The organism is Kitasatospora sp. NPDC032150, from assembly GCF_055579945.1.
Map to the genome: position 1 here is coordinate 89,904 of NZ_JBVIMH010000021.1, position 25,063 is coordinate 114,966.

Consider the following 25,063-nt stretch of genomic DNA (forward strand, 5'->3'; position numbering starts at 1 on the left):
GCACCAGTCCCGGATCCTCTCCAAGGCTGCTTCCTTGTAAGCGTCATCGTTGATCGTGATGGCGCCAGTCAGGCAATCCAGCCATGCCACCGCCCGGCCACGGGGTCCAGCCAGATTGACGTACAAGCGATCCTTGCCCGGCCGACGCCACGGATTGACGGTTAGCTCCTCCATACTGCCCCCTCGCTGGTCCTAACACGAGATCACCACGTGCACTGGGAGCCTGACAAGAACGCGATCAGTCAAGCCCACCCCGACCGGCGGGAGGGTCGAGGAGGAGGGCTGTTACGAGTTTCGCTACTTCATCAAGGGCGCGCACGGCGCGCCCCGCCGCGCGGCCTAGCCGCTCGCCGTCGCTCCTGTCTTCGCCCCGCTCCGGCGGCGGCCGGCCGCGTCGGCGGCTAGACGCCAGACGAAGGCTGAGCCCAGAACTCCGCCGGGGCTGGGGGCGGGCGGTGGAGCGGTTTTACCCACCTCTCCGGACCGGGACCCGCGTCGAGCAAGACCGGGGGGCCACTCGGCCAAATTGCGGTCAGGCCCAAAAGCCCTGACCGAGTCGCAACAGCTTACGGCCCCCCGATCATGCTCGACCCCAGACCGGACAGGACACCGGCCAAAACCGCTCCACCGCCCGCGTGCACCCGTGCCCCGCCGTGCCCCATCCATGCCCCAAGAGGCGGAGACGGGCGGTAAATCACGGGCAATGCCGGGCACGTGCTCGTCGGGCAACGAGATGCATAACTGCACGTCAGAAGCCTTTTATGCCTTGTTCGTTAGGGAGCTTCCCAAGCTTAGAGCGCGAGTTCGATTCTCGTCGCCCGCTCCATACCGAAAGCCGCAGGTCAGCGACCTGCGGCTTTCGCGCTGTCTGGGCCAATTCGGGTCCGCCGTGCCAGATCCGTGCCAGAAGGAGCGGGCGGGCAGTCGGGGGCGCTCGATTGGCGCCGGGGTGCCCTTACCAGCGGCGAAATGCTCCCGAATGGCGAGATGCATCTTCTGTGATCTGCGCCACCCGCATTGCCGAGTCGCCGAGAGCGTGATCGGCGCCCCTGATGTAGCGGTATCCCACAAGAGTTCGGGCCGCGAGGCTTCTGGCTATGCTGCTGGCCCGTGGCTCTCGAACCATCCGAACCCATGACCCGTGATCGGGCGCTCGCCCTGCTGGCGGCGCTTCCGGTGGCCATCGCTCCCGGTCTCAGTGATGCCGAGGTCGAGGCCGTGCAAGATCGCTTCGGGTTCAGCTTCGCGGCGGACCACCGGATCTTCCTGCAGACAGGGCTGCCGCTGGGCCAGGGCTGGCCGGACTGGCGCACCGGGGACGCCGACGAGCTGCGCGGTCGCCTGGACTGGCCGAGGAACGGCGTGCTGTTCGACGTCGAGCACGGCTTCTGGTACCCGGGTTGGGGCGAGAAGCCCGAGGACCGCCAGGAGGCACTCCGGCTCGCGGAGGCCCGTCTTCTCGATGTGCCGCAACTGGTGCCCGTGTACTCGCACCGCTATTTGCCCGGCACCGCCGACCAGAGCGGACACCCGGTGCTCTCGGTCCACCAGACCGACATCATCTATTACGGCAACGACCTCGCGGACTACCTTCGCCGCGAGTTCGGCGGTCCCACCTCCGACCTCGGCAGCGCGCGGGCCAGCGTGCCCTTCTGGTCGTACTTCCTCGGCGGTGACGAGTTGCGGGAGATCATCACCAGCACCCCGCACGACCCCTACTCGGTCACTGCGGACGAAGCCGTCGACCACCTGCTCATGCTCGCGATCGAACAGCGGATCGGCCGCCACGTCGGAGCGGACACACTCATCCAGGCCGCCTTGGTCGCGATCGTCCTCGACATCGACACCCCAGCCCTCCGTGACCTCGCCGGTCTGACCCGCCGCGAGGAGTCCCAGGCCCGCGAGCTCTTCGCGCAGGTCATCGAGGAACTCGGCCTCACGGCGCGGATCCCCGCCGATGGCACGGAGGCACACTGGGCCTTGGTGCGCTGGTGGCTGCAGCTCATCGCCAACGGGAGCATGAACGCGATCGAGGGCGGCAACCTGATCTCGTACGAGGCGTGGGGACCGCTCGACGGCCACGAATCCCTCCGCCCGTTCGTCGCCTGGACCAGCGAGTGCGACGACTGGAAGGACGACTGGGACACGCCCCGCGACGTCTTCAAACAACGGATCATCGACGAAGCCAGGGCCCTCCTTGTCGGACCCTGGCCGCCGACGGCGTGAGTCCCCCAAGTCGATGCGTTCCTGACAGCAGACCCGCTGTGTCCGGCGGGACTGTCGGCGGCCGTCCTCAGCCGGCGGTGCCGAGGGCTTCGGCGAGGTGGGCGTCCTGGTCGGGCGAGAGGCCGAAACGGATGGCGCGGGGGCTGTAGGCGCCGCCGCAGAGCAGAACGCGGCTGGCGTGGGTGGCGGTGGCAGCACCGCTGAGAGGGGCGTCTCCTTCGAAGTACCAGATCTCGCCGTCCCAGAAGGGGTGATCGAGCAGGGCCTCAGCGAGGGCGGCCGCGGCCTCGGACGAAGTGCCGATGGCGGCGAGGGCGCTGGCGATGCTTGCGATGGCGTCCGTCGGCAGGTCGGCGTCGCCGAGAGTGGGCAGCAGGAGCAGCAGGCGGGCCTGCGGGTCGGTGATTCCCGGCCCGTCGCCGGGGTTCCGGGCGACGTGGATCAGTTCCCGCCAGGCGAGGCCAGGGCCGGCAAAGTGGCCCTCGATGCTGGCCAGTGAGCGTGGCCGGTCCCAGTCGGGGTGGGCCAGGTAGTAGTCGATCCCTTCGTCCTCGGTGAAGTTGCGGTGGACGATCAGGATGCTGTGGCCGTGTTGCATGGGCAGCCGGATGACGGGCCAGGCGGCCGGGTCGGAGAGCCGCTCGTAGGCGGCATCCGCGTCCGCCCCGTCGGCACCGAACAGGGTGGGCTCAGGCTCGAACTCCTCGCCCTCGGCGAGCAACAGCAGGTACGCGGCCCAGAAGCCGGGCAGGGCGAGCAGTTCCTCGCCCGGGATCAGGGGTTCGTTCTCGTGTCCGGTGATCAGCACGGGTGCATGCTGTCAGCCCGAGGTGACAGCCATCGGCCCGGTGACCAGCAGCTGAGACGGTCGTGAGTTCGACCGTTCAGCCAGCGCGGGGTTCCGTACGACAGTAGTTTCATCCCTCGTGAGGAGTGAACGGACGTCCAACAATCGCCGGTTGCCTATCTCCGTCAGGAGGAAGGTCGCGGTAGGCGTCGCCGCGGTGGCGGCGGTGCTATGGGTGGCAGGGTGCAAGCCGGCTGCGGCCGGGACGCCGGTGCCCAACGTCGTTGGGATGCAGGGCGATAAGGCGGAGGACGCCTTGCAGCAGCCGAACGCGTACATAGCGAAGGACATTACCTTCCAGGACGTGAAGGCCGGTGAGACGTCCGCCCGCGTCGTGATCATAAAGAGCAACTGGAAAGTCTGTGCGCAGGCGCCCGCTGCGGGCTCGCCGTCGGTGAAGAACATGACGGTGAAGCTGTCCGTAGTGAAGAACGAGGAGAACTGCCCGGGGGCCTCGCCCGCGCCGGCGCCAACCGCCCCCTCTGCCCCGGCGGGCGTGCCTTCGGCTCAGGCGTCGACAGCCACCCTGGCGCCGACCACGGCACCCTCCACCCACGTCCCGGTTCCGGTGGCCACCACGGAGGCACCGGCCGATACCTACAGCCCGCCGCCAACGTCTGCGGTGGCACCGACAACACCAGCCCCAGAGCCGGCAGGGTCGTGCAAGGCGCACACGGTGGCCTACTGCGGCTGGGACCGGGGCGAGACTCCAGAGCAGCCGGGCGAAACGGCCACGTGCAAGGACGGCTACGTCTCGTTCGCCGGCGACGACGGCTCTGGCACCTGCTCCGGCCACAAGGGCGTTCGGGTCTGGTTCAAGTAGGACGCATGACGACGGCGCCCGGTGGTTGCCGGGCGCCGTCGTCATGGATGTGGGTGCCGCATCTCCGCGTCGTCAGGAGGTCAGCCCTGGCGGACCGCGGGTGGTCGGGGTGGGGTCGGTACGCGAGGGCTCGTCTCGGTCGTCTTTTTGGCGGGCGAGATCGCGCTGACCAGCATCACTGACGACACGTCAGTTCACTTGCATATGCTGCTATGTCATATGTCTTCCGCCGCCCTGGCAGACCACGAGGAACGACCGGGAGTACCGATGGGTCAGACAGCAGCCGGACATGCATGTGCGATCAAGACCGCGTCCGGTGGTCTCATATCGGCCGCCTGGTGCATCGAGCAGTTCGCACCAGTCGTTGCCGGGCTACCGGATCTCGCCGCGGCCGACATCGCGCGGCCCGAGCTCCTTATCCATGAGGAGACCGTCCGATCGAAGCACTTTCAGATCTACTACACGCCGTTTGATCGCAGCATCGATCCCGATGTGAAAGTCATCCTGGTCGGTGTCACGCCAGGGCGCCAACAGCTCCATCTTGCTGTGCAGGCGGCCCAGGCCGCGCTGGCAGCGGGCCGATCCCCGGAGGAGGCGGTTCGGCGGGCGGGCCGGACGGCGAGTTTCGCCGGGCCGATGCGCAAGAACGCCGTGGCCATGCTGGATGCCATCGGTTTGGCCGAGGCTCTCGGGATCACCACCACGTCCACCCTGTTCGGCGAGCACGCGGGGATGTGTGCCACCACCTCGGCAATCTGCCACGCGGTGTTCGTCAACGGGAAGAACTACAGCGGCGACGGGATCACCAAGAGGCCGATCTTCCGGGACTTCGCCATCCGAGTGCTCGGTGCCCAGTTGCAGGGCGCCCCGGATGCGTTGGTGGTCCCGTTCGGCAAGGCAGCGACCGAAGCGGTGCAGCTGAGCATCGAGTCCGGCAAGGTGGCAGCCGCGAGGTGCCTGGTGGGCTTTCCACATCCCTCTGGTGGGAACGGACATCGGAAACAGCAGTTCGAACGGGAGCGGGAAAGCCTGGTGGCTTCCGTCGGGGCATGGGCGGCACGCTGAAAGGGCCAACTCCACTTCATGGGCAGCGGACAGCGGTGGTGAATAGCGGGATCCGCAGGTAGGGGGACGGCCAGTGACCCACTGGCCATCCCCAGGTGAAGTGCCTTTATGCCTCAAGGGCCTCCGTCTTGGTATCGGAGGGCAGCTGTCGGCGGCGGGTGCGGATGTCGACGACAGCGGCGCTGATGCCGTTGGAGATCTTGGTCTGCTGTTCGGCAGTGGCGTGCTGGTAGATCAGCGCGGCGCGGACGGAGGAGTGGCCCATGTGGGTCATGAGGTCCTTGAGGCTGGCGCCGGTGCCGGCGGCGAGGACGTTGCCGGTGTGGCGGAGGTCGTAGAAGCGGAAGCCGTCCATGCCGAGCTTCGCGCGGGCCTTGCGCCACTTGCGGCCGAACGTTGAGCGGCGGAACGGGGCTCCGCGCTCGCCGACGAACAGCAGCCCGTCGTCCTCCTTCGCCGCGTACCAGCGCAGGTGCTGCTCGAAGTCGGGGACGATCTCCGGCGGGATGCCGACCGGCCGCCTGCCGGCCTTGGACTTCGGGTCGCCCAGGGCCCGCTTGCCGGTGGTCAGTTCGGGGGCCGCGCGCCGGATCCACACGACGCGCTTGACCAGGTCGACGTCGGATCGGCGGACCTCGGCCAGTTCCTCGGGGCGCAGGGCCATGAAGGCGCCCATGAACACCATGAGTTGCCAGCGCGGGCCCATGAGGTCGGCGAGCTGGAGGACCTGCTCGACCGTGGCGATGGGTCGTTCCTCTGCCTCCTCCTTGCCGCCGCCCTTGATGCGGCAGGGGTTGCGGCGGATGAGCTCGTCGTCGACGGCGGTCTCCAGGACTGCCTTCAGGAGGCGGTACGTCTTGGCGGCGGTGGTCTTCTTGCCCTCCTTGACCAGGGCGGCCCGCCAGGCCCGGACCTGGGGAGCGGTGATCTCCTTCAGGTCGGACTCTCCGAACGCGGGTTCCAGGTGCAGACGCAGGAGACGGCGGTACAGCTCCTCGGTGAGGGGCGCGAGGTCGCGCTCGTCGATCCAGGCGGTTGCGTAGAGAAGGAAGTTGACCGCGCCCGCGTTGGGGTCACGCCACTCCTCGCGGCGTATGTCGGCTTCGGTCTCGACGAGCCAGGCCTCGGCGTCGCCCTTGGTGTCGAAGGTCTGGTCGGCGTTGCGCAGGAGGCCGTCGGGGCCCGGGTAGCGGGCCTGGAAGCGGCCGGAGGGGAGCTTGCGGACGGAGCCCCAGCGGCGCCGACGGCCGGAGTTGTTCCCCATCAGGCGGCCCGCCCGAAGCGGCGGTTGGCGCGGATCGGTGCGACGGTGTTGGCCTCGATGTAGGCGGTGAGCACGCTCTCGGCGATGCGGACGTGGGTGCCCACCTTCACGAAGGCGATGCGTCGCTCCGCGATGAGTCGGCGGGGGAACCGCTCGCTGGTGCCGAGGCGCTCGGCGACCTGGCCGACAGTCAGGTACTGCTCGGGGGCTTTGGCGGAGCGGCGGTTGCTGTTCTCGGGCATGGCTTCTCTCCCCGCGGCGCGCGTGGCTGTGACGGGCCGTCGCTGCGGTTGATCGCTGTGGTAGGTGGTCGGGTTGTGGATGGACGCCGCATTCCGGTGCGCCAACACCGGAGCACGCGCGGGTGGGTTCGGGCCGAAGCCTGGTTCAGTCGCGGTCGAGTGCGGCCTTCAGGTTGTCGAGGAGCTGGATGAGCTCGGACCGGGTGAACTGACTCAGCGGTCCGGCCTCGGCTGTCCGGTCGGCCGCCGGGAGCGGTGGAAGGTGCCGGGTTCGTCTGCCCTCCGGCCGCGCGCGCAGGGCGTGCGCGAGCGGGCCGTCCTCGCCGGCCTGGTCGGGCTCGTCGACGGGGAAGGGCAGCAGAGGGCGGATGCCGTCGGCCCAGTCCCAGGCCGCCTCCGTCGTTACGCTGCCGGCACCGGTGACGGTGGTCCGGCTCGCGTCAGCGACGGGCGGTAGGAGCAGGGTGGTCGGGGAGACCCCGAGGGCGACGGCGATGGCGACGAGGTCGTCCACGTCCACGCGCCGCTCTCCGCGCTCGATCTTGCTGAGCGCGGTCGTGGGCGTGGGGCGGCCCAGGTCGGTGAGGATCTGGGCGAGTCGGCGCTGGCTCATGCCGAGCCCGGTCCGCAGCCGCTCGATGTTCCGCGCGGTCTGCAGACCGGTCGGGCCGATCTCGACAGGTCGTGTTGCCATGACGGGATGTAAGCATGGATCTTCGGCCGCTCCAAGTGGTGCGCGAGAGCCGCTCGGATCGTGCTGTTCCGTCCGCGCGCATGCCGGGCCGTCCACCACCACGTGGTCGTTGACGTGCTGTTTGGTGCGGCCGAACTTTGCTGGTAGTCCTTGGACCAGCGACTCGCCGGGAGGACGGCGCCCACGCTGCCTCCCCGACGGTGCGCTCCAAGATGGAACGTCCCTGTCGGTGCCGACCGTCCAGGCGGCGAGTACGGCGGAGAGCCGCCGACCGGCACGAAGGAGGGGATGAGCGGGCGGCGCGGAGAGGACCGCGCGAGCGCCCCGAAAGCGGGAGCGGCCCCCGGTGTTGGCGCACCGAGGGCCGAAGTAACTCCCTGAACCGACCACCTACCACAGCGATCAACCGAGGCACCGGCCCGTCACGGCCAAGAGGCGCCTCGGGGAGGAAGCCATGCCCAAGAGTACGACCCCGGCGGTGCGTTCCGCAGCCGCCGGCTGCGGCCTGCCCTCGAAGGCGGGGCGGTAGCTGTGGCGCGCATCCGCACCATCAAGCCCGAGATCACCCAGTCGCTCAGCCTCGCCGAGGTGTCGCTGACTGCTGAGCGGACCTTCGTCTGCCTGCTCACCCAGGTCGACGACGAGGGCCGCCACATCGACCACGCCGCGATCATCAACGGCGTCCTGTGGGCGCTGCGGCCCGAGCACACACCGGTCCACTGCGCGGACGACCTGCAGCAGCTGGCCACAGCCGGGCTGCTCTGCCGGTACACCGGCTGCGACGGGCGCCAGTACCTGCACATCGCCAAGTGGCACGAGCACCAGAAGATCTCCCACCCCAGTCCCTCCCGGCTGCCCTCGTGCCCCGTCCACGAGCGCGAGCGGCAGTGCGGAAAGTGCAAGGAGGATCGCTGCGCACGCCCGGCTCCGGAGGACCTCCGGAGGATTCCGGAGACCTTCCCCGGCACGGTTTCGGCACCTGCCAGCGACACCGTGCCGCCCGAGGCCACTCCGCCGGTCCCGAATGGGGCGGTACCCGGCAACCAGTCGGCGGCTGTCGATGAATCCGCAGGTCAGGACACTTCTCCGGAATCCCTCCGGAGGGCTCCGGAAGCTCTCGTGCCTGGACCTAGGACCATGGATCCTGGATCTACCCCTAACGGGGGCGGCTTCGCCGCGCCCACCCCGACACCCTCACGCGCCCCTCACCGGGACGAGCCGCAGCCCGTCGTGGCGCTGGCGGCCGAGCGGAGCGCGACCGCGCACGACCTGCTCGCCGAGTACGTGCGCGGCTGCCGCAAGACCCCGCCCGCCAAGGTGCGCGGCCACCTCGCCAAGGTCCTCTCCGGTCTGCTGATCGAGGGCTTCACCGCGGACGAGATCCGGGCCGGACTAGAGCGGTACCGGGCCAAACCGTTGAGCCCCAGCCTGCTGCCCGACATGGTCAACGAGGCCGTCAACGCCCAGCCCGCAGCGGCTCGGCAGACGGCTACCCAGGCCCAGCACCGGCCCTTCACCAACCCCGAGGACGCCCTGGCCTACTACGGAGGCGAGCTGTGACCACCACCAGCCCGGCCGTCCGCCGTGTCGCCGACCGTGATCCCAAGCCCATCGGCGAAGGCTGGCGCGAACGCTTCGCCCGCATCCGGGCCACCCCGCCCACCGCCGCCGAGCGTGAGGCCGACCAGCCGTCGACCGTCCTGGAGCTGGCCGACCGCCGGATCCCGCCGCGCTACCGGCTCGCCGTCGCCGACCACCCCGAGGTCGCCACCTGGGTCCAGCAGGTCACCTTGGCCTGCCGCCGAGGACCGGCGGGTGCGCCGGGCATCGGTCAGGGCCCGTCGCTGCTGATCACCGGCTCGACCGGGTCGGGCAAGACGCACCAGGCGTACGGCGCCGTTCGCAGCCTGCTCGCGGCCGGTGTGCGCCTGCGGTGGACCAAGACCACCGCCGAGGAGCTGTACGCGGCCCAGCGGCCCCGCCAGGGCTTCGACGGCGAGCGGGAGATGCGCGAACTGATGGCCTGCCCGCTGCTGATCGTCGACGACCTCGGCGCCGCGAAGACGACCGAGTGGACCGAGGCGCTCACCCTGCGGCTGGTCAACCACCGCTACGAGCACATGCTCCCGACGATCTTCACCACCAACCTGCCGCTCGGCGACATCCGCGCCGCCCTCGGCGACCGCACCGCGTCCCGGCTGGCGGAGATGTGCGACCGCGTCATCCTGACCGGCCCCGACCACCGGAGGCACACCTCCGCGTGACTGCGGCCACGACGTCTCAGCCGCCCGGCACCGTGCACACGGCCGTGCGGTCCGATCCACCCTGCCCGCCGCTCCGTCATTGCCGCGACATGCGGTGGGCCACTTCGGAGACCTCCTCATGACCAACGCCTCGGCAGCCGCCATCCCCGGCAGGAGTACGCGCGTCACCGGCTGGGACCGCCTGGCGATCGCTCTTCTCGCAGCCGCCGGCTTCGTCCTGTCCTACGACGCGCTGCGGCAGATGGCCGCCGCGATCCACGTACGCGCCCAGCTGGCCTACCTGTTCCCACTGATCATCGACGGGTTCATCGCCTACGGCGTCCGCGCCCTGGTCGTCCTGCGCGACGCCCGCTGGCCGGCCCGCGCCTACGCCTGGACGCTCTTCGGCTGCGCAACCGCCACCAGCGTCTGGGCCAATGCCCTGCACGCCGTCCGCCTCAACCAACTGACCGGCGCGGGTGGCGAGCTGCGGCTCAGCGACTCCGTCGTCGGAGCCCTGTCCACCCTCGCGCCGCTCGCCCTCGGCGGCGCCGTCCACCTGTACATCCTCGTCGCCCGCCACGGTCAGGACACCACGCCCCGAGGCGGCGGATCGCGATCCGAGACTTCTGCCGATTCCGTCCGGCTGCGGGAGACGGACGACCGTAACGACGAGACGGCCCTGCCGACGCTGCTGTCCGCCGCCGGCCTTCTGCCCACCGAGTGGAGCGACGCGGTGCCTGGTCTCCGGTCGGCAGAAGTCGATGACCAGCCGACTGGCGTCCCGGACACCTCCGTCGACGAGTGGGCGGAAGCCGCTGGAACAGCGGACGAGTCCCACGTCGACGACCCCACCGCCACCGTGCAGGGCAAGCCGATCGGGCGACCGCCGGGCGCGTCGATGGAACAGCTGATGGAGGTCGGCCGCGCGGCGGTCGCCGCCCACGGCCGACTCACCCGCGCGATCGTAGAGCAAGCCGTCCGCGAGGCCGGACTTCCGCTCGGCAGTACCCGCCTGACCGAGCTGATGAAGCAGCTCCGTCGCGAGCGGAACGGCGAACAGGACGGTCAGGGCACCACCGCTCGCTGACCGTCGCCGTGACCGGCCGACCCGCTGCGGTCGGCCGGTCACCGACTTCTGGAGACTCGCAGCCGCAGTCGGCGGAAGTCCACCGCCGCCGGTCACCCCGCTCGGCGGAACTCGACCTCCGCCGCGCACCGGCCCGTCCCCGCGGCAGGGCCCTCCCGGAACGCCCGGCCCGATCCGGCGCACATACCTGCGAAGCCCGGCACGACCAAACCGGCACCCGCCAGGAAACTGCCCACCCACACCACCACACCCGTCCGCCGCCCCCTGGAGCACCACCGTGAAGACCACCCGCCAGAGCGCGAACGACCGGGCCGGGAAGTTTGTAGGCCTCCTCCGCCGCTACGAAGGTGACCCGCAGAGCACCCCGACGGGAGCAAGCGAGTGCATCCGGACCCCTGATCGGGGCCCGGACGCGAACGCCCCCGCCCAGGAGGGCGCGGGCGAGGCGGTGCTGCCGAGCGCGAGGGCGCGCACGGCAACACCGCAGGAGCACTGCGAGGGCGCGGCACTCCAGGAGAAGCCCACCAACCTCGTCGACGAGTCCGTCGCCGACGAGCTGCCGCCCGCCGCACCGACCGCCCGCACCCGCACCGATCGAGCCGACGCGCGCCGTAAGCCCAAGCGCCGCCGCCGTGACGACGAGAACCCCAAGGACCTCAAGGTCTCCCTCCGTGTCAGCCCCGAAGAGAAGGCCGAGATCGAGAGCCGGGCGAAGGCCGCGGAACTCTCCGTCGCGCACTACCTATTCCGCAAAGTCTTCTCCGACGACGGCGTCGGTCTGGGCGGGCGGGACGCGAGCCTGGATGCGGCCGTCGACGAACTCCGCGCCACTCGTCGCCAGTACGCCGGCGCGACCAACAACCTCAACCAGCTCGGCCGCGACTACCACTGCGGCATCGACCTCCTGCCCGCCGAGGTTCAGGACGCCGCCGCCGCCGTGCACAACGGGTTCAAGGAAGGCCGCCTGGCGATCGCCGAGATCGACCGCGTGTCGATGCAGCTGGCGAAGGCGAAGCGCGGTTGATCAGCAAGGCTGTCCACGGCAACAACACCCTCGGAGCGCTCCGCTACCTGTTCGGACCCGGCAAGGCGAACGAGCACACCGACCCCCACATCGTCGCCTCCTGGGACGGTTTCGCCCCCGACCCCGGCCGCGACCCGTCCGCCACCCTCGAACAGCTCCGGGATGCCCTCGACCTGCACGTCGTCCAGTACGGAAGGAAGATCAACAATCACGTCTACCACCGCATGATCCGAGCCGACCCGGATGACCGCATCCTCAGCGACGACGACTGGGCAGCCATCACCAGCCGCGTCATTGCCGCCGCCGGCATCGCCCCGGACGGCGACGACGACGGCTGCCGGTGGGTCGCCGTACGCCACGCCGACGACCATGTCCACATCCTCGCCACCGTCGTCCGGGCCGACCTCACGCAGGCCCGCCTGCGCGGCGACCAGTACCGCGTCGAAGCCGAACTCACCAAGATCGAGCGCCAGTACGGCCTCAAGGACCTCTCCGACACTCGCACTCGCGAATACCGGGATGCGATCCCCAAGCGCGCCAAGGGGAAGGAACTGTACAAGGCCCAGCGTCTCGGCCGGGACGGCACCGACCGCGACCGCCTGCGCACCGCCGTACGCCAGGCACTCACCGGAGCCGCGAGCGAGGAGGAGTTCACCGCCCGGCTCACCGCCCAGGGCGTGCTCCTCGGCGTACGCCGCGCGCCCTCCGGCGACGTGACCGGCTACAAGTTCGCCCTCCCCACCGACGACGAGAGCGGACCGGTCTGGTTCTCCGGCAGCAAGCTTGCCTCCGACCTCACCCAGCCCCAGATCCGAGCACGCTTCGACCTCGGCATCGACCAGCCCGCCTACCCCACACCAGACCCGCACACCTGGCCCGCCGCCAGCCGCCACCAGTCCAGCACCACCGTCGAACTCGCCTACCCGGCCTTCGACAACGGGCAGGACGCCGCCCGCGCGGAGGCGGTCATCCGGGGCGGCCTCGAAGTCCTCGACGCGCTCGCCGACACCAGCCCACCCCTCAGCAGGAAGGAACTCCACCAGGCCGCACGGGCCCTGGAATACACCCGCACCGCCCACACCCGCGCCGCCGGCGCCGACCTACGCGCGATGCGCTCCGCCGCCCGAGAACTCCTCTACGCCGGACCCGCCAACAGCCGGGGCGAGGACGGTACAGCCGCAGCAACGATCCTGACCAGCGTCGTGCTGCTCGCCATCGTGATCGCCAAGTGGCACGCCGCCCAAGGCCACCATCACCAGGCCGACGCCGCCCGCAAGGCGGCCGGCCACCTGCGCGCCGCCTACACCCGGCACGCAGCCAAGCCAATGGCGCACCTGGCCCTCGAAGGCCGGATCATGGCCACGCCGGACCGAGACCGGCAGGCCGAGGCCGTCCGCCGCGCCCTGCCCGCCGACCAGGCCGCCCGCCTGCTCGACGAGGACAACTGGGCAGCCCTCGCCGCCACCCTCGCCCAGGCCGAAGCGGCCGGCCACGACCCGGCCGTCCTGCTTGCCCACGCCGCTGGGCGGCGCGAGCTGGCCACCGCCGACTCACCCGCCGCAGCGATCACCTGGCGCATCCGTCGCGACGCGGGCCTCCCCGTCCCCGCGCCGCGCGCCACCCAGGATGAACTGCGCACCAAGGCGGCCCTGTTCAGGAGCGCCACCAGCCGCACCACCACTGCGACAGGAGCCGTCACTCCACCGCCCCTACCTGCGGCGCCGCTGGCACCTGGGCCCTACCGCCCCAAGCGGTAACCAGCCTCGGACGACGGCGGGTGTGGGAGGCACTCTCCTGTACCCGCCCCTGACATGTGCCTGCGTCGTCGCCTCAGTGCCCCTGAAGCTGAACGCAGGGGCCATCTGATTCGGGCTGATCATCAGACGGCGATGAACAGCTGTGGCAATTGATTGAGTTCGGTCCGAATGTCTCGGTGCCGCTGTCGCCGGTCAGCTTCAGCCTGGGCTGCCGCTGTCAACTCATCCTTCAACGCGTCGTACGTCAGGCCCCAAGCGTCCAGCTCGGCATCGAGGCTGGCAACCGCCACAGCGAGCTCGGAGTCGGCCCTCTCAACTGACGTCCGCTGCTCGCTGAGTTCCAGGTCGCGTGACTCCGTAGTTTCGTAGCTCCTAAGGGGCTCCGATGCCTTGCTTAGCTTCTCTTCAAGCCGCTTTCGCCGCTCATCTGCTTGGAGCTTCTTGTCCACTGCCTCTACCGCAGCATCGGAGGCATAGGCCACCACTTGAAATCCGAACATCTGCCCGAGGTGGCGTTCGCTCTTGAGCCGAGAGCTGTATCCCTCACGAAGGAGCGGCATCTCATCAACAGTGCCGCGGATCCACTCCCGAACCAAGCCGGTGAGAAAGCGGTCAGCCTCGTCAGGTTTGAAGTCAGCAGGCGTTCCGCGCGAGCTTCCATCCGGATCGAACTCGGGTGCGTGGTACACCCTGCTCCGCAGAAGTTCGTCTCCACGCTGCCAGACGTAGTGCTTGTGCGCTCGATCGCCATCGCACTTGTCGGGGTGGTAATTCACGAATCCCCAGGGCTGGCCGTTGAGAGTCCCGTCGTCAGCAATAAGCTGCTCGTTGCGGAGCTGACGAAATACGGCGAGAGTGACCTGCTTTCCGGAGATGGTTAAGGTCTTCAGCTCCACCGCCGCGGTGTTGATCGTAGCGTTGTGGACAGTCAACTGCTTTGCCATCAGGCTCCCTTCTACGGCTTTGCATCCAGGATGCCGTGAAAACCTGTTCACTGTGGTCAGATCGACGAAACAGCACCTTCAACCAGCCATGTGCGGGCTACCTTGCCAAGGTCAGGCCAGCCTCAGCCCTATCAGTGCCATAACCCAGCGGCGGGCGGCTTTCGAGTGGGGACTTGGTCATTCCACTTCTCGACCGAGCGCAGCGGAGATCGCGCGCTGGTGGACAAGTCCGGTGCGGACGAGACGGACGGCCGGTGTCGAGCAGTCGACGATGGTGAGGTGGTTGGCGGCCGGCGAGACTCCTCCGTCGAGGATGACGGTCGCCTTGACGCCGGTGGAGTCCATGAAGCGCTGGACTTCCCCGACCGTGATCGCAGGGCCGGGCGCGTCGACTCCCGCGTCGCCCGAGATGTTGACGGTCGTCGCCGCCACTGGCGTTCGGGCCGCCGCCGCGAGGGCGCCGAGGGGGCCCGACGAGTTGGTGGTGAGGGCCGGCGACCCGACTGCGGGGTGCTGTGCCCCGACGTCCGCGCTCTGCCAGGGAAGGAGCATGGCGAGGTCGCCGGGCCAGAAGGCGGCGGCCAATTGCCTGGCCTCCGGGTGGATGACGAACTGCTTCTCGCACGCCTCCAGGGAGAGGGTGACGAGTACGAGGGACTTGGCGCGTGGCCGCTGCTTGCCGTCGAAGATGCTGTTGCAGGCAGCCAGATTCGTGGCGTCGGCGCAGATCATGTACCAGCGCTCGGTGGGCACGATGATAAGTTCGCCGGCCTCCAGGGCACGGGCGGCGGCGATGAGTTGTCCTGCTGGGATCGGTCGCACAGGTATCCCTCTGTCTCGGAGTCAGTGGACAGGCCGGGCTCGCTCCCGGCCCTGGCTGGAGTTCACGCGGGCTGTGACAGCCCTGGGTAGTCGAGCCACGGGTCTTGCAGTGCCTGCAGCCGCCGTCGAGCGTGGTCGGGGTGCTCAACGCGGAAGTACGCCATGATCCGTGGCTCCGGGCTGAGGTTGCGGCCAACGGCGTGGGGGACGAGGTGGTGCATCAGCAGCAGGTCGCCGGGCTGGCCGAGGAACGGGATGCCGGCATGGGCGTCGATGTCGGGTGGGACCTGCTCGGTGATGCCGAGCGACCACTCGGTCCGGAACCACTCCGCCATGGCCAGGTGCCCGCCCGGTTGGTAGCGCAAGGCCCCGCCTTGCGGGTCGGTGATGTCGGACAGCACGACACCGACAAGCAGCGAGAAGGTTCGAAGCTCGTCCGGGTCGAGGTGCGGGCAGGCGACGCCGTCCACGTGCATCGCCTTCTCCGACTGGGGCTGTTCGAGCTGGCCCTCGGGGATGCGAATCTGGAGTTGCACGGTGGAGACGGGGCGAACGGTGCCGAGCAGGTCTTGGGCGAACTCGGCGGCCGGGGACGCCGAGAAGAGCGCAAGCAGGTCGGGGTGGCTTCCGAGCTCCGGCGCGAAGGTCCGCTGCGTGTAGGCGTTGATGAGCTCGGGGTTCATCGACTCGCGGTACCAGTCGGTGACCAGTTCACGGGCTCGGACGATCTGGTCGTCGGGGACGGCGCCGCGCCTGACGAGCAGGCCGTGGCGCATGAAGGCGTGCTTCTCTGCAGCGGTGAGGGCCACGGAATCTCCTGGAGGGCGTGGGGCGGTTACGGGCTGTGGTTGGTGAGGTGGGTGAGCGCGTGGTCGGCCGCATCGAGGGCGCTGTTGAGAATGGCTCGGCCGGCATCGGCGGTTGCCCGGCGCGGGTCGCCTCCGATGACGCCGCAGGTGGCGATGGTGGTGTCGCCGGAGGTCCACGGCCAGGTCGTGCCGCGGTCCAGGACGAGCCGCTTCGCCTCGGTGCCGTTGGCGGTGAAGTCCGCTGGGAGGAGGTCAAGATGGACGTCCTCGGGCGCGAGTTCGAGCATCATGGCGGTCTCGCGGATGCCAGCGTGGATCTCCGGGACGGTCTCGCCGCCGGCCTGGACGGCGGACAGCGAGCCCGGGTGGATGACGCAGACGGAGAAGGCGTGCGCGCGCCTCAGCTCGTGGAGGGCAGGCTCCAGGATTCCTCGGTTGCCACCGTGGCCGTTGATGATCAGGAGCCTTCGCGCAGGGGTCGCCCGCAGGTGCTCCGTGACCACGGTGTCGAGCAGGGACATGAAGCTCGCGATCCGTAGTGACACCGTTCCCGGCGACCAGGCGTGTTCGAGCGAAAGCCCGTACGGGATGGCCGGCAACGCCCACAGGTCGTGCTGTCCGCCGTACCGCTGGACCAGCAGACCGGTGAACCGCTCCGCGATCACGGTGTCCGTATTGAGCGGCAGGTGGGGACCGTGCTGCTCGTGGGAGCCGATGGGGAGGCAGAGCACGGATTCGGTGGTGAGCTCGGTCAGGACCGCGGGTGCGGCCAGCCGCCCGTACTGGCGGGCGGCTGGACCGTCTGCTCGTATCACTCGGTGCCCCGCCGACCGATACGGATGAGGAACTCGTTGTCCTCGGGGAAGACGTCCTCGGTGCTGTGCTGAGCGAGGGCGGTCTCCACGGCCGCCTCGAACTCGTCGAGGCGGCCTCCGAAGAGGTGCGGTGCGGCGAAGCTCGTGGAGTATAGGTAACCGAGGATGCTGTTGGTGCTCCACGTCCGATGGACGGGCACCCGGATCTCCTCGACCCGGTTGAAGGGCGACTCCTCCATGATTTCGCTGTAGGGCCGGTTGTGGTGCTTGAAGGTGCTGTTGCCGGCGCGTCGTTCCTCGCCGAGGAAGCTCTGGACGACCGCGCGCACGGACTGCTTCCAGGGGCTGTCGGCAGCCCAGAAGCTGTTGTCGCCGAAGATGGCGACGGCACCGCCGGGGGCCACCTGGTCGTCGAGGAGGGCGAGCACGGTGGCCTGGTCGAGCCAGTGGAAGGCCCGGCAGATCGTGACGAGGTCGGCCCGCCAGCCGGTCGGGGGCTTGAAGCCCTCGGCCGTCGACTCGATGAGCGACAGGCTCGCCCCGTCAGGGAGCCGGGGCCGGAGTGCCTCCTCGGCGGCCTTGAGCATGTCGGCGTCGTTGTCGATGGCGATGATGTCGTCGAACCGGCCGAGGAGGGCTTCGGCGACCAGGCCAGTGCCGGTGCCGACGTCGAGGAGCCGGCGGGGCTTGCCGGGGGCGGCGGCTTGGTCGAGGACGGTCGCGACCTCCTCCGGGATACCCGGGCGGTACTGGCGGTAGTAGCTGGCGGTGCCGGTGAACAGGCTCATGGGTTCCTCAGATCGAGTAGCTGGCGAACGTGCTGGACTGCGTCGGCGAGATCGTGGGCGACGAGCACGTCGTGTTCAACGAGGACGTGCTCGTCGGGGACCGTGCGGCCGTGGGAGAGCCAGACGGCGGCGAGTCCGGCGGCCGTGGCACCGCGAATGTCGCATTCCCAGTCGTCGCCGACATGGACCATGGTCCTGGCTGATACCTGGTGGGTGTCGGCGACGGTCCAGAACGCGCGGCAGTCGGGCTTGGCGAACCCGGTGCGGCAGGACGGGAAGTGGGCGCTGACCCACGGGGAGAGGAGCGCGAGGAGCCGGTCGGGGTCGGCCTCGGTGCAGGTCACGTTCGAGAGCGTGACCACGGTGGCGCTGTCGCTGAGTTGCTGAAGGGCCTCGACGACTCCGGGGAAGAGGACGAGCGGGGAGACGGGCAGATCTGTTGGGAAGTCCGACTGCTTGATGTCCAGTTTCGCGCAGACCTGTGTGATCACGGCGTCGGTGATCTCCGGGGCGGTGTGCAGGACGTCCCGCATCACGCGCCTGGCCTGCTTCGGGCCGAGCGGGGAGACGGCGGCGAGCCTGGCCGCCAGGCCGGGGCCCTGCGCGTTTCCGAGGGTTCCCCCGATGTCCAGGCTGACCAGCCGACTGACTGCTCCACTCATGCGGCGTCACCCCCGACCGGGGGCAGGGCGGAGACGATGGCGGCGATCCGCGCCGTACGGATCTGGGCGGTGGTGGCCTCGCCGAGGAAGGTCAGCGCGTACCGCAGCTCGGCCGCGTCGAGCGCGTCCAGATCGCGGCTGCCGGCCTGGACAGCGTTCGCCAGGTCAGCGGGGACCACGCGCGGGCGAAGTCCGTGCGGGAGGTGGAGGATTCCGGCCCAGACCGGGCTGGGCGCCTCGATCGTTTCCAGCGGTCGGAGCACGGTGACGTCGTCGAGGGTGAAGATCCGTACGGCGGCCGCCCCTTGGCCGAGGTCAAGGATGCCGGAGAGGAAGGTGTCGTGTCCGTCGAGTCGTCGGTCCAGGACGAGGAGCAGGCCGTGTTCGTCGTGACGGGTTGTTCCTTGGACAGGGAAGGTGCCGATGGTTCGGGTCATCGCAGTCTCCGGGGTTGGGTTCCGAGTCCGGGGGCTTCGGGGGCGGGAAGCAGGCCGTTCTTGGGTATCCAGGGCTCGGCGTAGAGGAGTTGGCGGCGCGGTTCCCACTGGCGTCGGTACTCGACGGCCGGGACGTCGTCGGGGAAGGCGGCGGCGAGGTGGATGCCGGGCACCATCGAGCGGCCATGTGGGTAGACGGGGACACCGGCCTCGCGAACGCTCGTGGTGATCTCGACCGCACGGGTGAGGCCGCCACAGCCGACCACGTCGATGGTCAGCGCGGTGGGCCGAGTGAAGTCCAGGAGGGCGTCCAGGTCCTCGTCGGGTCGCAGGCGCTCACCGACCGCAATCGGCACGCCGGCAGCGGCCAGCTGGCCGTAGACGCGCAGGTAGTGCTCCGGCAGCGGGTCCTCCAGCCAGGCCAGCATCGGCTGATCAAGGCGGCCGGCGACGGCAGCAGCGAGCTGCGGACTCCACGTGCCCACCGCGTCGACGGCGAAGGGCTCGCTGATGACCGCCGCAGCATCGGCCAGTGCCGCGACCAGATTCCTGGCCTCGGCGGCGACGCTCGTCCCTGGGCGCCGACGGAGTCCCCACTTGGTGAAGGCCCAGCCCTCTTCGAGAACCTGGGTCACCGCACCGTGGCTGGCGGGGCCGCTGAGATCCAGACGGAGCCAGGAGGCGTACGCCGGTACGGCCTGCGTCCTCCGTCCTGGTGCCAGGAGATCGGCCACCGGTTTGCCGACCAGGCGGCCGTGGAGGTCCCACACCGCGCAGTCGATCGCTCCGACTGCCCAGTCCGAGACCTCTGGTGCGGCTGTCCGTATGCGCGGTCGGAGGCCGTCGTGATCGAGCAGCGAGGCACCGACGACTGCGGGGGCGATCGCCTCCACTGCTCGGCCGACCGACGTGCTCACGGGCCCGTACCAGCCGGTCTGCCCGGCGCCGTGGACCGCGACGAAGACGCTGTCGTCCCCGGACTCCGCCACGCCTACCGGCACGGTCTCCACCTTGTCGATGAGCGGCTCCGTCATCGGGCGGCCTCCAGCCTGGTGACCAGCCGACCAGCAGCCCGGAGCAATCCGGCGGTGTCCAGGCCGAGCTCGCGCGCGAGGGCGTCCTGCGACATCGGTCCCGGCGGCTCGCGCCAGCCGATCACCTCAACCGGCCGCCGCTGGCGCCCCGCCAGTAACCCCCACACGGCTGCCGGGTGCCCGAGCGTGACGACCAGGACAGCGGAGCGCTCGCCCAAGTAGTGATCGACCTCGGCGTCGGTCAGGCCCTTGGGCCAACGCCCAGGATCGCCGAGAACGGTGAGGTCGAGAACGCCCACGACGCGGATTCGGCAGCCCAGTCGGTCGCGGAGTACCGGCTCTGCCGTCGTGACGGCTTCGGCCGGCAGGTCTCCCGCCACGACGATGGTGAGGTCAGGATCCTCCTCGTCGCTCAGGTGCGGCCAGATCGCGAGCCCGCGTGCCAGTTCCTCCTCGGCGGTCTCAAGCGGGAGCCGCAGTTCGGTGTGCTTGCCCGCGACCAGGACGTTGACGCGGCCCGTCGAGTTCAGCGCCGCGTCGAGCGCGGCGGCCGTCCGCTGCGTGTCGGCCGGAACCAGCACGGTCACCGCAGGGTCCTCCGTCGCGAGCAGGGCCGTGGCGAGCGACGGATCGCCATGGGTGAAGACGTTGTGCCACCCGTACGAGGTCAGCAGCAGATTGAGGCTCGGGGACGCCTTCTCCTCGGCGAGGCGACGGTGCTTGAGGTGACCGACGATCCCGGCGGTGAGGAGCGGGGCGAATGCCTCGTAGGACACCAGGACGCCGCGTCGACCGCTGCTGATCCAACCGGACAGCCAGCCGAGGAGCACCTCCTCGGCCAGTACCTCGGACACCCAGGGCTCGTCCCGCAGTGCGCCGAGGCGGTTCGAGGACAGCTCGTCCGGGCTGAAGACCCGGAAGCCCCCGGCCGTGGCATGCCTGCGGAGAACACTGCCTACTGCCTCACCGAAGCGGGCGGCCCTGCGGAGAACGACCGGCTTCGACCCCTCACGGGTCGGGCGTCCAGGGCCGACCGCAGAGTGCCACGCGGCAGACCCCAGGACCTCGGCCAGAGCGCCGATCGGCTGGCCGTCGTGGTCGAAGAGCTCCGCGGGCTGGTACGACGCCAACCACCTTTCCAGCTGGCCGCGCTGGGCTTCATTCTGGCGGGCTCCGTCAAGTGGCGTCTTGTGGGCTGCGGCCGTCCCGAGCACCTGCCGCCCGTCGACCGCCTCCGGCCCGCTCCAGCCCTTCACACAGCGGAGAAACACAGCCGTCCGTGAGCCGTCAGCGACCTCACGAGCGGATACGGCGAGGGCGTCCCGGAACGCCTGGTGCTCATCGACGCTGGCCGCCGCCACGTGCACTACCCGGCCTCGCCACCCGAGGCCGGCCGCGTACGCAACGAGCTCGGCGTCGCTCATTGCCCCCAGCAACGACCGGTCACCCATACGGAACCCGTTGACGTGGACCACTGGCAGGACAGCGCTCCCCTGCAGAGCCCGGGCCGCAAGCCACGACGCCGCCGTCGTGGGGGTCTCGCACTCCCCGTCGCCGACGATGGGCACCACGACCCGCCCGGGCACGTCGAGCGCCATGCCATGGCTGAACGCGAGCGCGCCACCGAGGCACCCGCCGGGTGCCGCTCCCGCCGGCAGCAGCGGATGGGTTTCCGCACCGAGGCCGTCGACGTCAGGGAAGTTCCGGGCCAACCGCCTGAGCCCGGTTGCGTCACGGGAGTACTGAGGGCGAACGGCTGCCAGCTCGCCGGTGAGCCAGGCGTAGGCGAGCTGGACCACCCCCGCGTGGCCGGCGCCGATCACCGGGACCAGCTCACGGCCGGGCCCCAGCTCGCCAGCAGCGAGAACCGTGTGGGCGAGGGCCCACGCCGTTCCGGGGACGGTTCCCCAGTGACCGGCGGGGCGAAGCTTGACGTGGCCGGCCTGGAGCGGCTCGGTCAGCAGTTGGTTGTCGTCGAGGTGCAGCACCGCCACCGCGACATAGGTGGCGGCCCTCCACAGCACATCGGCCCGGTTCAGCATGGCGGCACCAACTGCTCCTCGCCGAATGTGAAGTACCACAGCGGCCGGTAGCACTCCCATGCCGCCGGGCGGAGGCCGGTCGGCCAGACGATGTCCTCGATCTCCCGGCGGGCCTGGAGGTAGTACTCCAGGGAGTCGGAGCCGCTGGCACGAAGGCCCGCCATGATGGCGTTGTGCGCCTGGTACACCTGGAAGTTGGGGAACTCGGTGACGAACGGCATCAGCTCGGCCACACCGGTCCGGAGGTCGGCGAGCCGGTCCAGGCCGACGATGTAGGTGAACGAGGTCGCGTGGCCGGCGCCCATCGCCCGCTGCAGGACCCTGGGCATCTCCTCGGTGGTGAGCGTCGCCTTGCTCGCTTTGAGGAGCAGGTCCCTCCGGCTGAAGCATTCCGCGGTAAGCCGCAGCACGAACGGGGCGACGCGCTCCGCCAGTTCCGCGAACGCCCCCCTCGTGCGGATGACCGAGGTGAGGAACCCGATCCTGGCGCCGATGCCGTGGGCGGCGAGCACGTCACGCAGTCCTATCAGATGGTCGACGGCCGCCCGCTCCCGCGCGAAGCAGCCGGTCGACACGGTGACCTCACGGAGTTCGGCCAGGTTGTGGCGGGGGTGCTGCTCGACCATCGCGGCCAGCAGTTCGGCCAGCTCCCGCTCCTCGGAGAGACGAGGATCGGCGGCGGCCTCCAGGGTGTTCGGGCAGAACGAGCACCCCACACAGCGGCTGCGGGCGTTGGGGTTGAGCGTCGCGGCCCGCCCGTCGTCCCTGAAGTACCCGCCGACCGCCTCGTCGGCGGCGACGCGGTCGATGGAGCCGACTACTACGCCGCCCAGCGACAGCTCGTCGCCGGCCAAGTGGAACGGCGAAGCCTTTGCGTTGAGCGGGACGATCACCATCCAGGCGACGTCCGGCCGGGTCGTGAGACGAACCGAGATCCGGGCGCGATGACGGCCGTGGGCGGAGGAGATCCCGAACAGGTTGATCGCGATGAGCAGGGCGTCCTCCACCGGCACGCCGTAGCGCTCCGCCATGCCCCTGACGGCCGGAAGCGTGAGGACCGCTGCGGGTTTGCTGCCGAGCGCTGTTTTCATGATCCACTCTCCGTCACTGGCTGGACCGGGCTTCGCTGCCCTGGTCGTCGTTCTCTGCTGGATCTGCCTCGCTCCCCTCCACTGGTCGGGGAGGATGAGCCCGTGTGGGCCTGCCGGTGTCCGTCCGGCAGGCCCACACGGTTCCTTCGCTCAGCGGCCGGGGTACGGCGGCTGCGGGGTCGGCGGTGCCGGCGGCGGCGGGGGCGGAGGCGGCGGCGGCTGGGGCGCCTGCAGGCGCGCGATGGACGACATGGCGGTGTTCCCTTCTCGCTCGGTGGTGCGTGTGGCGACGAGGCGTGACTCCGTTGTCATGCCTCGGGTTCGACCGCGGGGTGCTGCTCAAGGTCGCGGTCGGGCTCGTGGTCGGCCGCCAGGACGGGGCCGAAGTGATCGGAGCTGAGCTGGTGGTCGGCTGCCACTCCGAGCAGGGCGAGGACGATGAGGTGGCCGAGCGCCCAGAGCCAGGTGAGTACGGCTTCGACGGGATCCCGGTGAGCAGCGCGGTAGATGTCTTCGTGCGGCTGGTAGTTGGTCATGCCGCATCGGTCCTGAGCTCGGCCCAGACCACGGTGCCGTCGCTCGTCGCGTCGACGCCCCAGCTCTCGCACATCCGGCTCACGAGGAGGAGCCCCCGGCCGTTCTCGGCCAGGGCGGACGGGGCGGGCCGGTCGACGGGCCCAGGCCCCGCGTTCATGACCTCGATTCGCAGACCGCGCGGCTGAGGTGCCAGGCGGACGTCGAAGCAGCCGAGGCACGACGCCGCGCCGTGAAGAACGGCGTTGGTGCAGAGCTCGGATGCGACCAGCTCGATGTCCTGGACGAGTGGCCTGTCGAACTCCCATGCGCCGACGACCCCCCTGATCAGCGCCCGGGCCAAGGGCACGGAGGCGTGAGCGTGCAGGAAGCTCATCTGCACCGACAGGCAGCCGGCCACCTCGATGGCTTCCTTTGCTCGAAGGTCCTGACGTGCCACCGCGATCAACCCTCCTAGTTACCCAATCACCCGTCAGGCAGAGCTGCTTGAGGGCGAGTCAGAACGCTAGGAGGATGGATGGTGGGGAACCCGGAAAATCCTTCCGGGGTAGGCAGCGGGGACGCCCTCAGGCTGGGAGCATGCCTGGAATGAGTGAGACGCTGAGCATCGGCGAGCGCGTCGCCTGGTACCGCCGTCGACGGGGCATGCCCCAGGAGGTTCTGGCCGGCCTCGTCGGGCGGACGGCCGACTGGCTGAGCAAGGTCGAGAACGGCCGTATCGAGCTCGATCGGCTTTCGGTCATCAGGGCGCTGGCCGATGCCCTCGACATCCGGCTCGGCGACCTGCTGGCGGAGCCGTCACTCCTCGACTGGCCCGGCGATGCCCAGGGCGGAGCCATCTCGAAGCTGCGCGAAGCGCTCATGGACTACAAGCAGCTGTCGCCGTTCCTGGCGGCCGACGACGCCGAACAGCCGCCCGACCTCGACATCCTGCGCGCCGAGGTGGGCTCCGCCTGGTCCGCCTACCAGGACGCCAGATACTCCCGCGCGACCAGACTCATCCCGGACATCCTCTCCCAGGCCCAGCGCGCGGTGCGCATGTACGAGGGCGATCAACAGCAGCAGGCCAAGGCGTTGCTCGCTATGGCCTACCAAGGCGCCGCGATGGTCCTGACGAAGATAGGCGAAGCCGACCTCGCCTGGATGTCGGCCGACCGCGGCCTCACAGCGGCCCAGGAGTCGGGCAACATCGTCGTCACCGGCTCGCTGTTCCGCTCGGTCTCCCACTGCCTGCTCAGCAACGGACGCCTCACCGCCGCCAGGGACTTGGTCATGAACTCGGCCTCGTTCCTGGAGGCCGGCTTGGAGGACGGTACCCCGACCTACCTGTCGATCTACGGCACCCTGTTCCTCGTCGGGTCGATGGCCGCTGCGAGGATCGAGGACCGGAGCACGGTGCGCGACTTCCTCGCCGAGGCGGACCGGGCAGCCCAGCGCCTCGGCCACGACGCCAACCACATGTGGACGGCCTTCGGGCCCACCAACGTGGCCATCCACCGGATCTCGACCGCCATGGAGCTCGGCGACGTCCAGATCGCCCTCGATCAAGGGCCGCGCGTGGATTCCTCGGCCCTGCCGCTCGAACGCCGAGTGCGGCACTCGCTCGAAATCGCCCGCGCCTACAGCGCGCAGAACCGCATGGACGAGGCCCTCGCCCTCGTGCTGGACGCCGAGGAGCTGGCCCCCGAGCAAGTCCGCTACCACTTCATCCCCCGACACCTGGTGACCAACTGGGTCCGCCAACAGCGTGGCAAACCCAGCTACTTGCTGGCAGGCGTCGCGCAGCGGCTCCAGATCGTCGCGTGACGCG

General features: G+C 69.8%; 25 protein-coding genes. 9 read left to right on the plus strand and 16 right to left on the minus strand.

Annotation, left to right across the window (positions count from 1 at the left end):
• Positions 1-1,134: 1,134 nt before the first annotated feature.
• Entirely contained in the window at positions 1,135-2,226 is a 1,092-nt protein-coding gene (locus ACZ5ON_RS23875; RefSeq protein WP_465596167.1) for a hypothetical protein, read from the plus strand.
• 67 nt (positions 2,227-2,293) lie between these two features.
• On the opposite strand, the gene ACZ5ON_RS23880 is transcribed toward ACZ5ON_RS23875, so the two are convergent.
• Complete coding sequence (locus ACZ5ON_RS23880) at positions 2,294-3,034, minus strand: hypothetical protein (protein WP_465596170.1); 741 nt, start codon at positions 3,032-3,034, stop codon at positions 2,294-2,296.
• A gap of 151 nt (positions 3,035-3,185) precedes the next feature.
• Between ACZ5ON_RS23880 and ACZ5ON_RS23885 the strand changes: the two genes are divergently transcribed.
• Positions 3,186-3,896, plus strand: a complete 711-nt coding sequence (locus tag ACZ5ON_RS23885; protein WP_465596173.1) for a hypothetical protein — start codon at positions 3,186-3,188, stop codon at positions 3,894-3,896.
• Positions 3,897-4,163: 267 nt separating this feature from the next.
• The gene (locus tag ACZ5ON_RS23890) at positions 4,164-4,961 is read left to right on the plus strand and encodes a hypothetical protein (RefSeq protein WP_465596176.1); all 798 of its coding nucleotides are present in this window, start codon (positions 4,164-4,166) and stop codon (positions 4,959-4,961) included.
• Positions 4,962-5,067: 106 nt separating this feature from the next.
• Here ACZ5ON_RS23890 and ACZ5ON_RS23895 read toward each other — a convergent pair whose 3' ends face one another.
• From ACZ5ON_RS23895 to ACZ5ON_RS23905, 3 genes are all read right to left on the minus strand, one after another.
• Entirely contained in the window at positions 5,068-6,225 is a 1,158-nt protein-coding gene (locus ACZ5ON_RS23895; RefSeq protein ID WP_465596179.1) for a tyrosine-type recombinase/integrase, read from the minus strand.
• Positions 6,225-6,467 (minus strand): excisionase family DNA-binding protein, encoded by a 243-nt coding sequence (locus ACZ5ON_RS23900; RefSeq protein WP_465596182.1) that lies wholly within the window; start codon positions 6,465-6,467, stop codon positions 6,225-6,227. The genes ACZ5ON_RS23895 and ACZ5ON_RS23900 overlap by 1 nt, the downstream gene beginning before the upstream one ends.
• 145 nt (positions 6,468-6,612) lie before the next feature.
• The gene (locus ACZ5ON_RS23905; RefSeq protein WP_465596185.1) at positions 6,613-7,161 is read right to left on the minus strand and encodes a helix-turn-helix domain-containing protein; all 549 of its coding nucleotides are present in this window, start codon (positions 7,159-7,161) and stop codon (positions 6,613-6,615) included.
• Positions 7,162-7,692: 531 nt separating this feature from the next.
• Here ACZ5ON_RS23905 and ACZ5ON_RS23910 point away from each other — a divergent pair.
• From ACZ5ON_RS23910 to ACZ5ON_RS23930, 5 genes are all read left to right on the plus strand, one after another.
• Complete coding sequence (locus ACZ5ON_RS23910) at positions 7,693-8,721, plus strand: hypothetical protein (protein ID WP_465596188.1); 1,029 nt, start codon at positions 7,693-7,695, stop codon at positions 8,719-8,721.
• Entirely contained in the window at positions 8,718-9,425 is a 708-nt protein-coding gene (locus ACZ5ON_RS23915; protein WP_465596191.1) for an ATP-binding protein, read from the plus strand. Before ACZ5ON_RS23910 ends, ACZ5ON_RS23915 begins: the two co-directional genes overlap by 4 nt.
• 118 nt (positions 9,426-9,543) lie before the next feature.
• Positions 9,544-10,494 carry a DUF2637 domain-containing protein gene (locus ACZ5ON_RS23920; protein WP_465596194.1) on the plus strand — a complete coding sequence of 317 codons (951 nt, stop codon included), beginning with the start codon at positions 9,544-9,546 and terminating at the stop codon, positions 10,492-10,494.
• A 277-nt stretch (positions 10,495-10,771) separates the two neighbouring features.
• Positions 10,772-11,518 (plus strand): plasmid mobilization protein, encoded by a 747-nt coding sequence (locus tag ACZ5ON_RS23925; protein ID WP_465596197.1) that lies wholly within the window; start codon positions 10,772-10,774, stop codon positions 11,516-11,518.
• Complete coding sequence (locus ACZ5ON_RS23930) at positions 11,515-13,275, plus strand: relaxase/mobilization nuclease domain-containing protein (RefSeq protein ID WP_465596200.1); 1,761 nt, start codon at positions 11,515-11,517, stop codon at positions 13,273-13,275. The genes ACZ5ON_RS23925 and ACZ5ON_RS23930 overlap by 4 nt, the downstream gene beginning before the upstream one ends.
• 122 nt (positions 13,276-13,397) lie before the next feature.
• On the opposite strand, the gene ACZ5ON_RS23935 is transcribed toward ACZ5ON_RS23930, so the two are convergent.
• The 12 genes from ACZ5ON_RS23935 to ACZ5ON_RS23990 all read right to left on the minus strand — a co-directional run bounded on the left by ACZ5ON_RS23935 (position 13,398) and on the right by ACZ5ON_RS23990 (position 23,692).
• Positions 13,398-14,219, minus strand: a complete 822-nt coding sequence (locus ACZ5ON_RS23935) for a hypothetical protein (protein ID WP_465596203.1) — start codon at positions 14,217-14,219, stop codon at positions 13,398-13,400.
• A gap of 177 nt (positions 14,220-14,396) precedes the next feature.
• The gene (locus ACZ5ON_RS23940; RefSeq protein ID WP_465596206.1) at positions 14,397-15,041 is read right to left on the minus strand and encodes an L-threonylcarbamoyladenylate synthase; all 645 of its coding nucleotides are present in this window, start codon (positions 15,039-15,041) and stop codon (positions 14,397-14,399) included.
• 62 nt (positions 15,042-15,103) lie between these two features.
• Positions 15,104-15,850, minus strand: coding sequence for a phytanoyl-CoA dioxygenase family protein (locus ACZ5ON_RS23945; RefSeq protein WP_465596210.1), 747 nt, complete (start codon positions 15,848-15,850; stop codon positions 15,104-15,106).
• Between the two features lie 26 nt (positions 15,851-15,876).
• Positions 15,877-16,665, minus strand: coding sequence for a creatininase family protein (locus ACZ5ON_RS23950; protein ID WP_465596213.1), 789 nt, complete (start codon positions 16,663-16,665; stop codon positions 15,877-15,879).
• Positions 16,662-17,453, minus strand: a complete 792-nt coding sequence (locus ACZ5ON_RS23955) for a class I SAM-dependent methyltransferase (protein ID WP_465596216.1) — start codon at positions 17,451-17,453, stop codon at positions 16,662-16,664. The genes ACZ5ON_RS23950 and ACZ5ON_RS23955 overlap by 4 nt, the downstream gene beginning before the upstream one ends.
• Positions 17,450-18,115, minus strand: coding sequence for an HAD family hydrolase (locus ACZ5ON_RS23960; RefSeq protein ID WP_465596219.1), 666 nt, complete (start codon positions 18,113-18,115; stop codon positions 17,450-17,452). The genes ACZ5ON_RS23955 and ACZ5ON_RS23960 overlap by 4 nt, the downstream gene beginning before the upstream one ends.
• A complete protein-coding gene (locus tag ACZ5ON_RS23965) occupies positions 18,112-18,552 on the minus strand; it encodes a hypothetical protein (protein ID WP_465596222.1) in 441 nt (146 codons plus the stop codon). The genes ACZ5ON_RS23960 and ACZ5ON_RS23965 overlap by 4 nt, the downstream gene beginning before the upstream one ends.
• A complete protein-coding gene (locus ACZ5ON_RS23970; RefSeq protein WP_465596224.1) occupies positions 18,549-19,586 on the minus strand; it encodes an enolase C-terminal domain-like protein in 1,038 nt (345 codons plus the stop codon). The genes ACZ5ON_RS23965 and ACZ5ON_RS23970 overlap by 4 nt, the downstream gene beginning before the upstream one ends.
• Complete coding sequence (locus ACZ5ON_RS23975; protein ID WP_465596227.1) at positions 19,583-21,628, minus strand: phosphoketolase family protein; 2,046 nt, start codon at positions 21,626-21,628, stop codon at positions 19,583-19,585. Before ACZ5ON_RS23975 ends, ACZ5ON_RS23970 begins: the two co-directional genes overlap by 4 nt.
• Positions 21,622-22,719: a hypothetical protein gene (locus ACZ5ON_RS23980; protein WP_465596230.1), complete on the minus strand. Its 1,098-nt coding sequence runs from the start codon at positions 22,717-22,719 to the stop codon at positions 21,622-21,624. Before ACZ5ON_RS23980 ends, ACZ5ON_RS23975 begins: the two co-directional genes overlap by 7 nt.
• A 308-nt stretch (positions 22,720-23,027) precedes the next feature.
• Positions 23,028-23,255 carry a hypothetical protein gene (locus ACZ5ON_RS23985; protein WP_465596233.1) on the minus strand — a complete coding sequence of 76 codons (228 nt, stop codon included), beginning with the start codon at positions 23,253-23,255 and terminating at the stop codon, positions 23,028-23,030.
• Positions 23,252-23,692: an ATP-binding protein gene (locus ACZ5ON_RS23990; RefSeq protein ID WP_465596236.1), complete on the minus strand. Its 441-nt coding sequence runs from the start codon at positions 23,690-23,692 to the stop codon at positions 23,252-23,254. Before ACZ5ON_RS23990 ends, ACZ5ON_RS23985 begins: the two co-directional genes overlap by 4 nt.
• A 149-nt stretch (positions 23,693-23,841) precedes the next feature.
• Here ACZ5ON_RS23990 and ACZ5ON_RS23995 point away from each other — a divergent pair, with 149 nt between their 5' ends.
• Positions 23,842-25,059 (plus strand): helix-turn-helix domain-containing protein, encoded by a 1,218-nt coding sequence (locus tag ACZ5ON_RS23995; RefSeq protein ID WP_465596239.1) that lies wholly within the window; start codon positions 23,842-23,844, stop codon positions 25,057-25,059.
• Positions 25,060-25,063 lie beyond the last annotated feature (4 nt).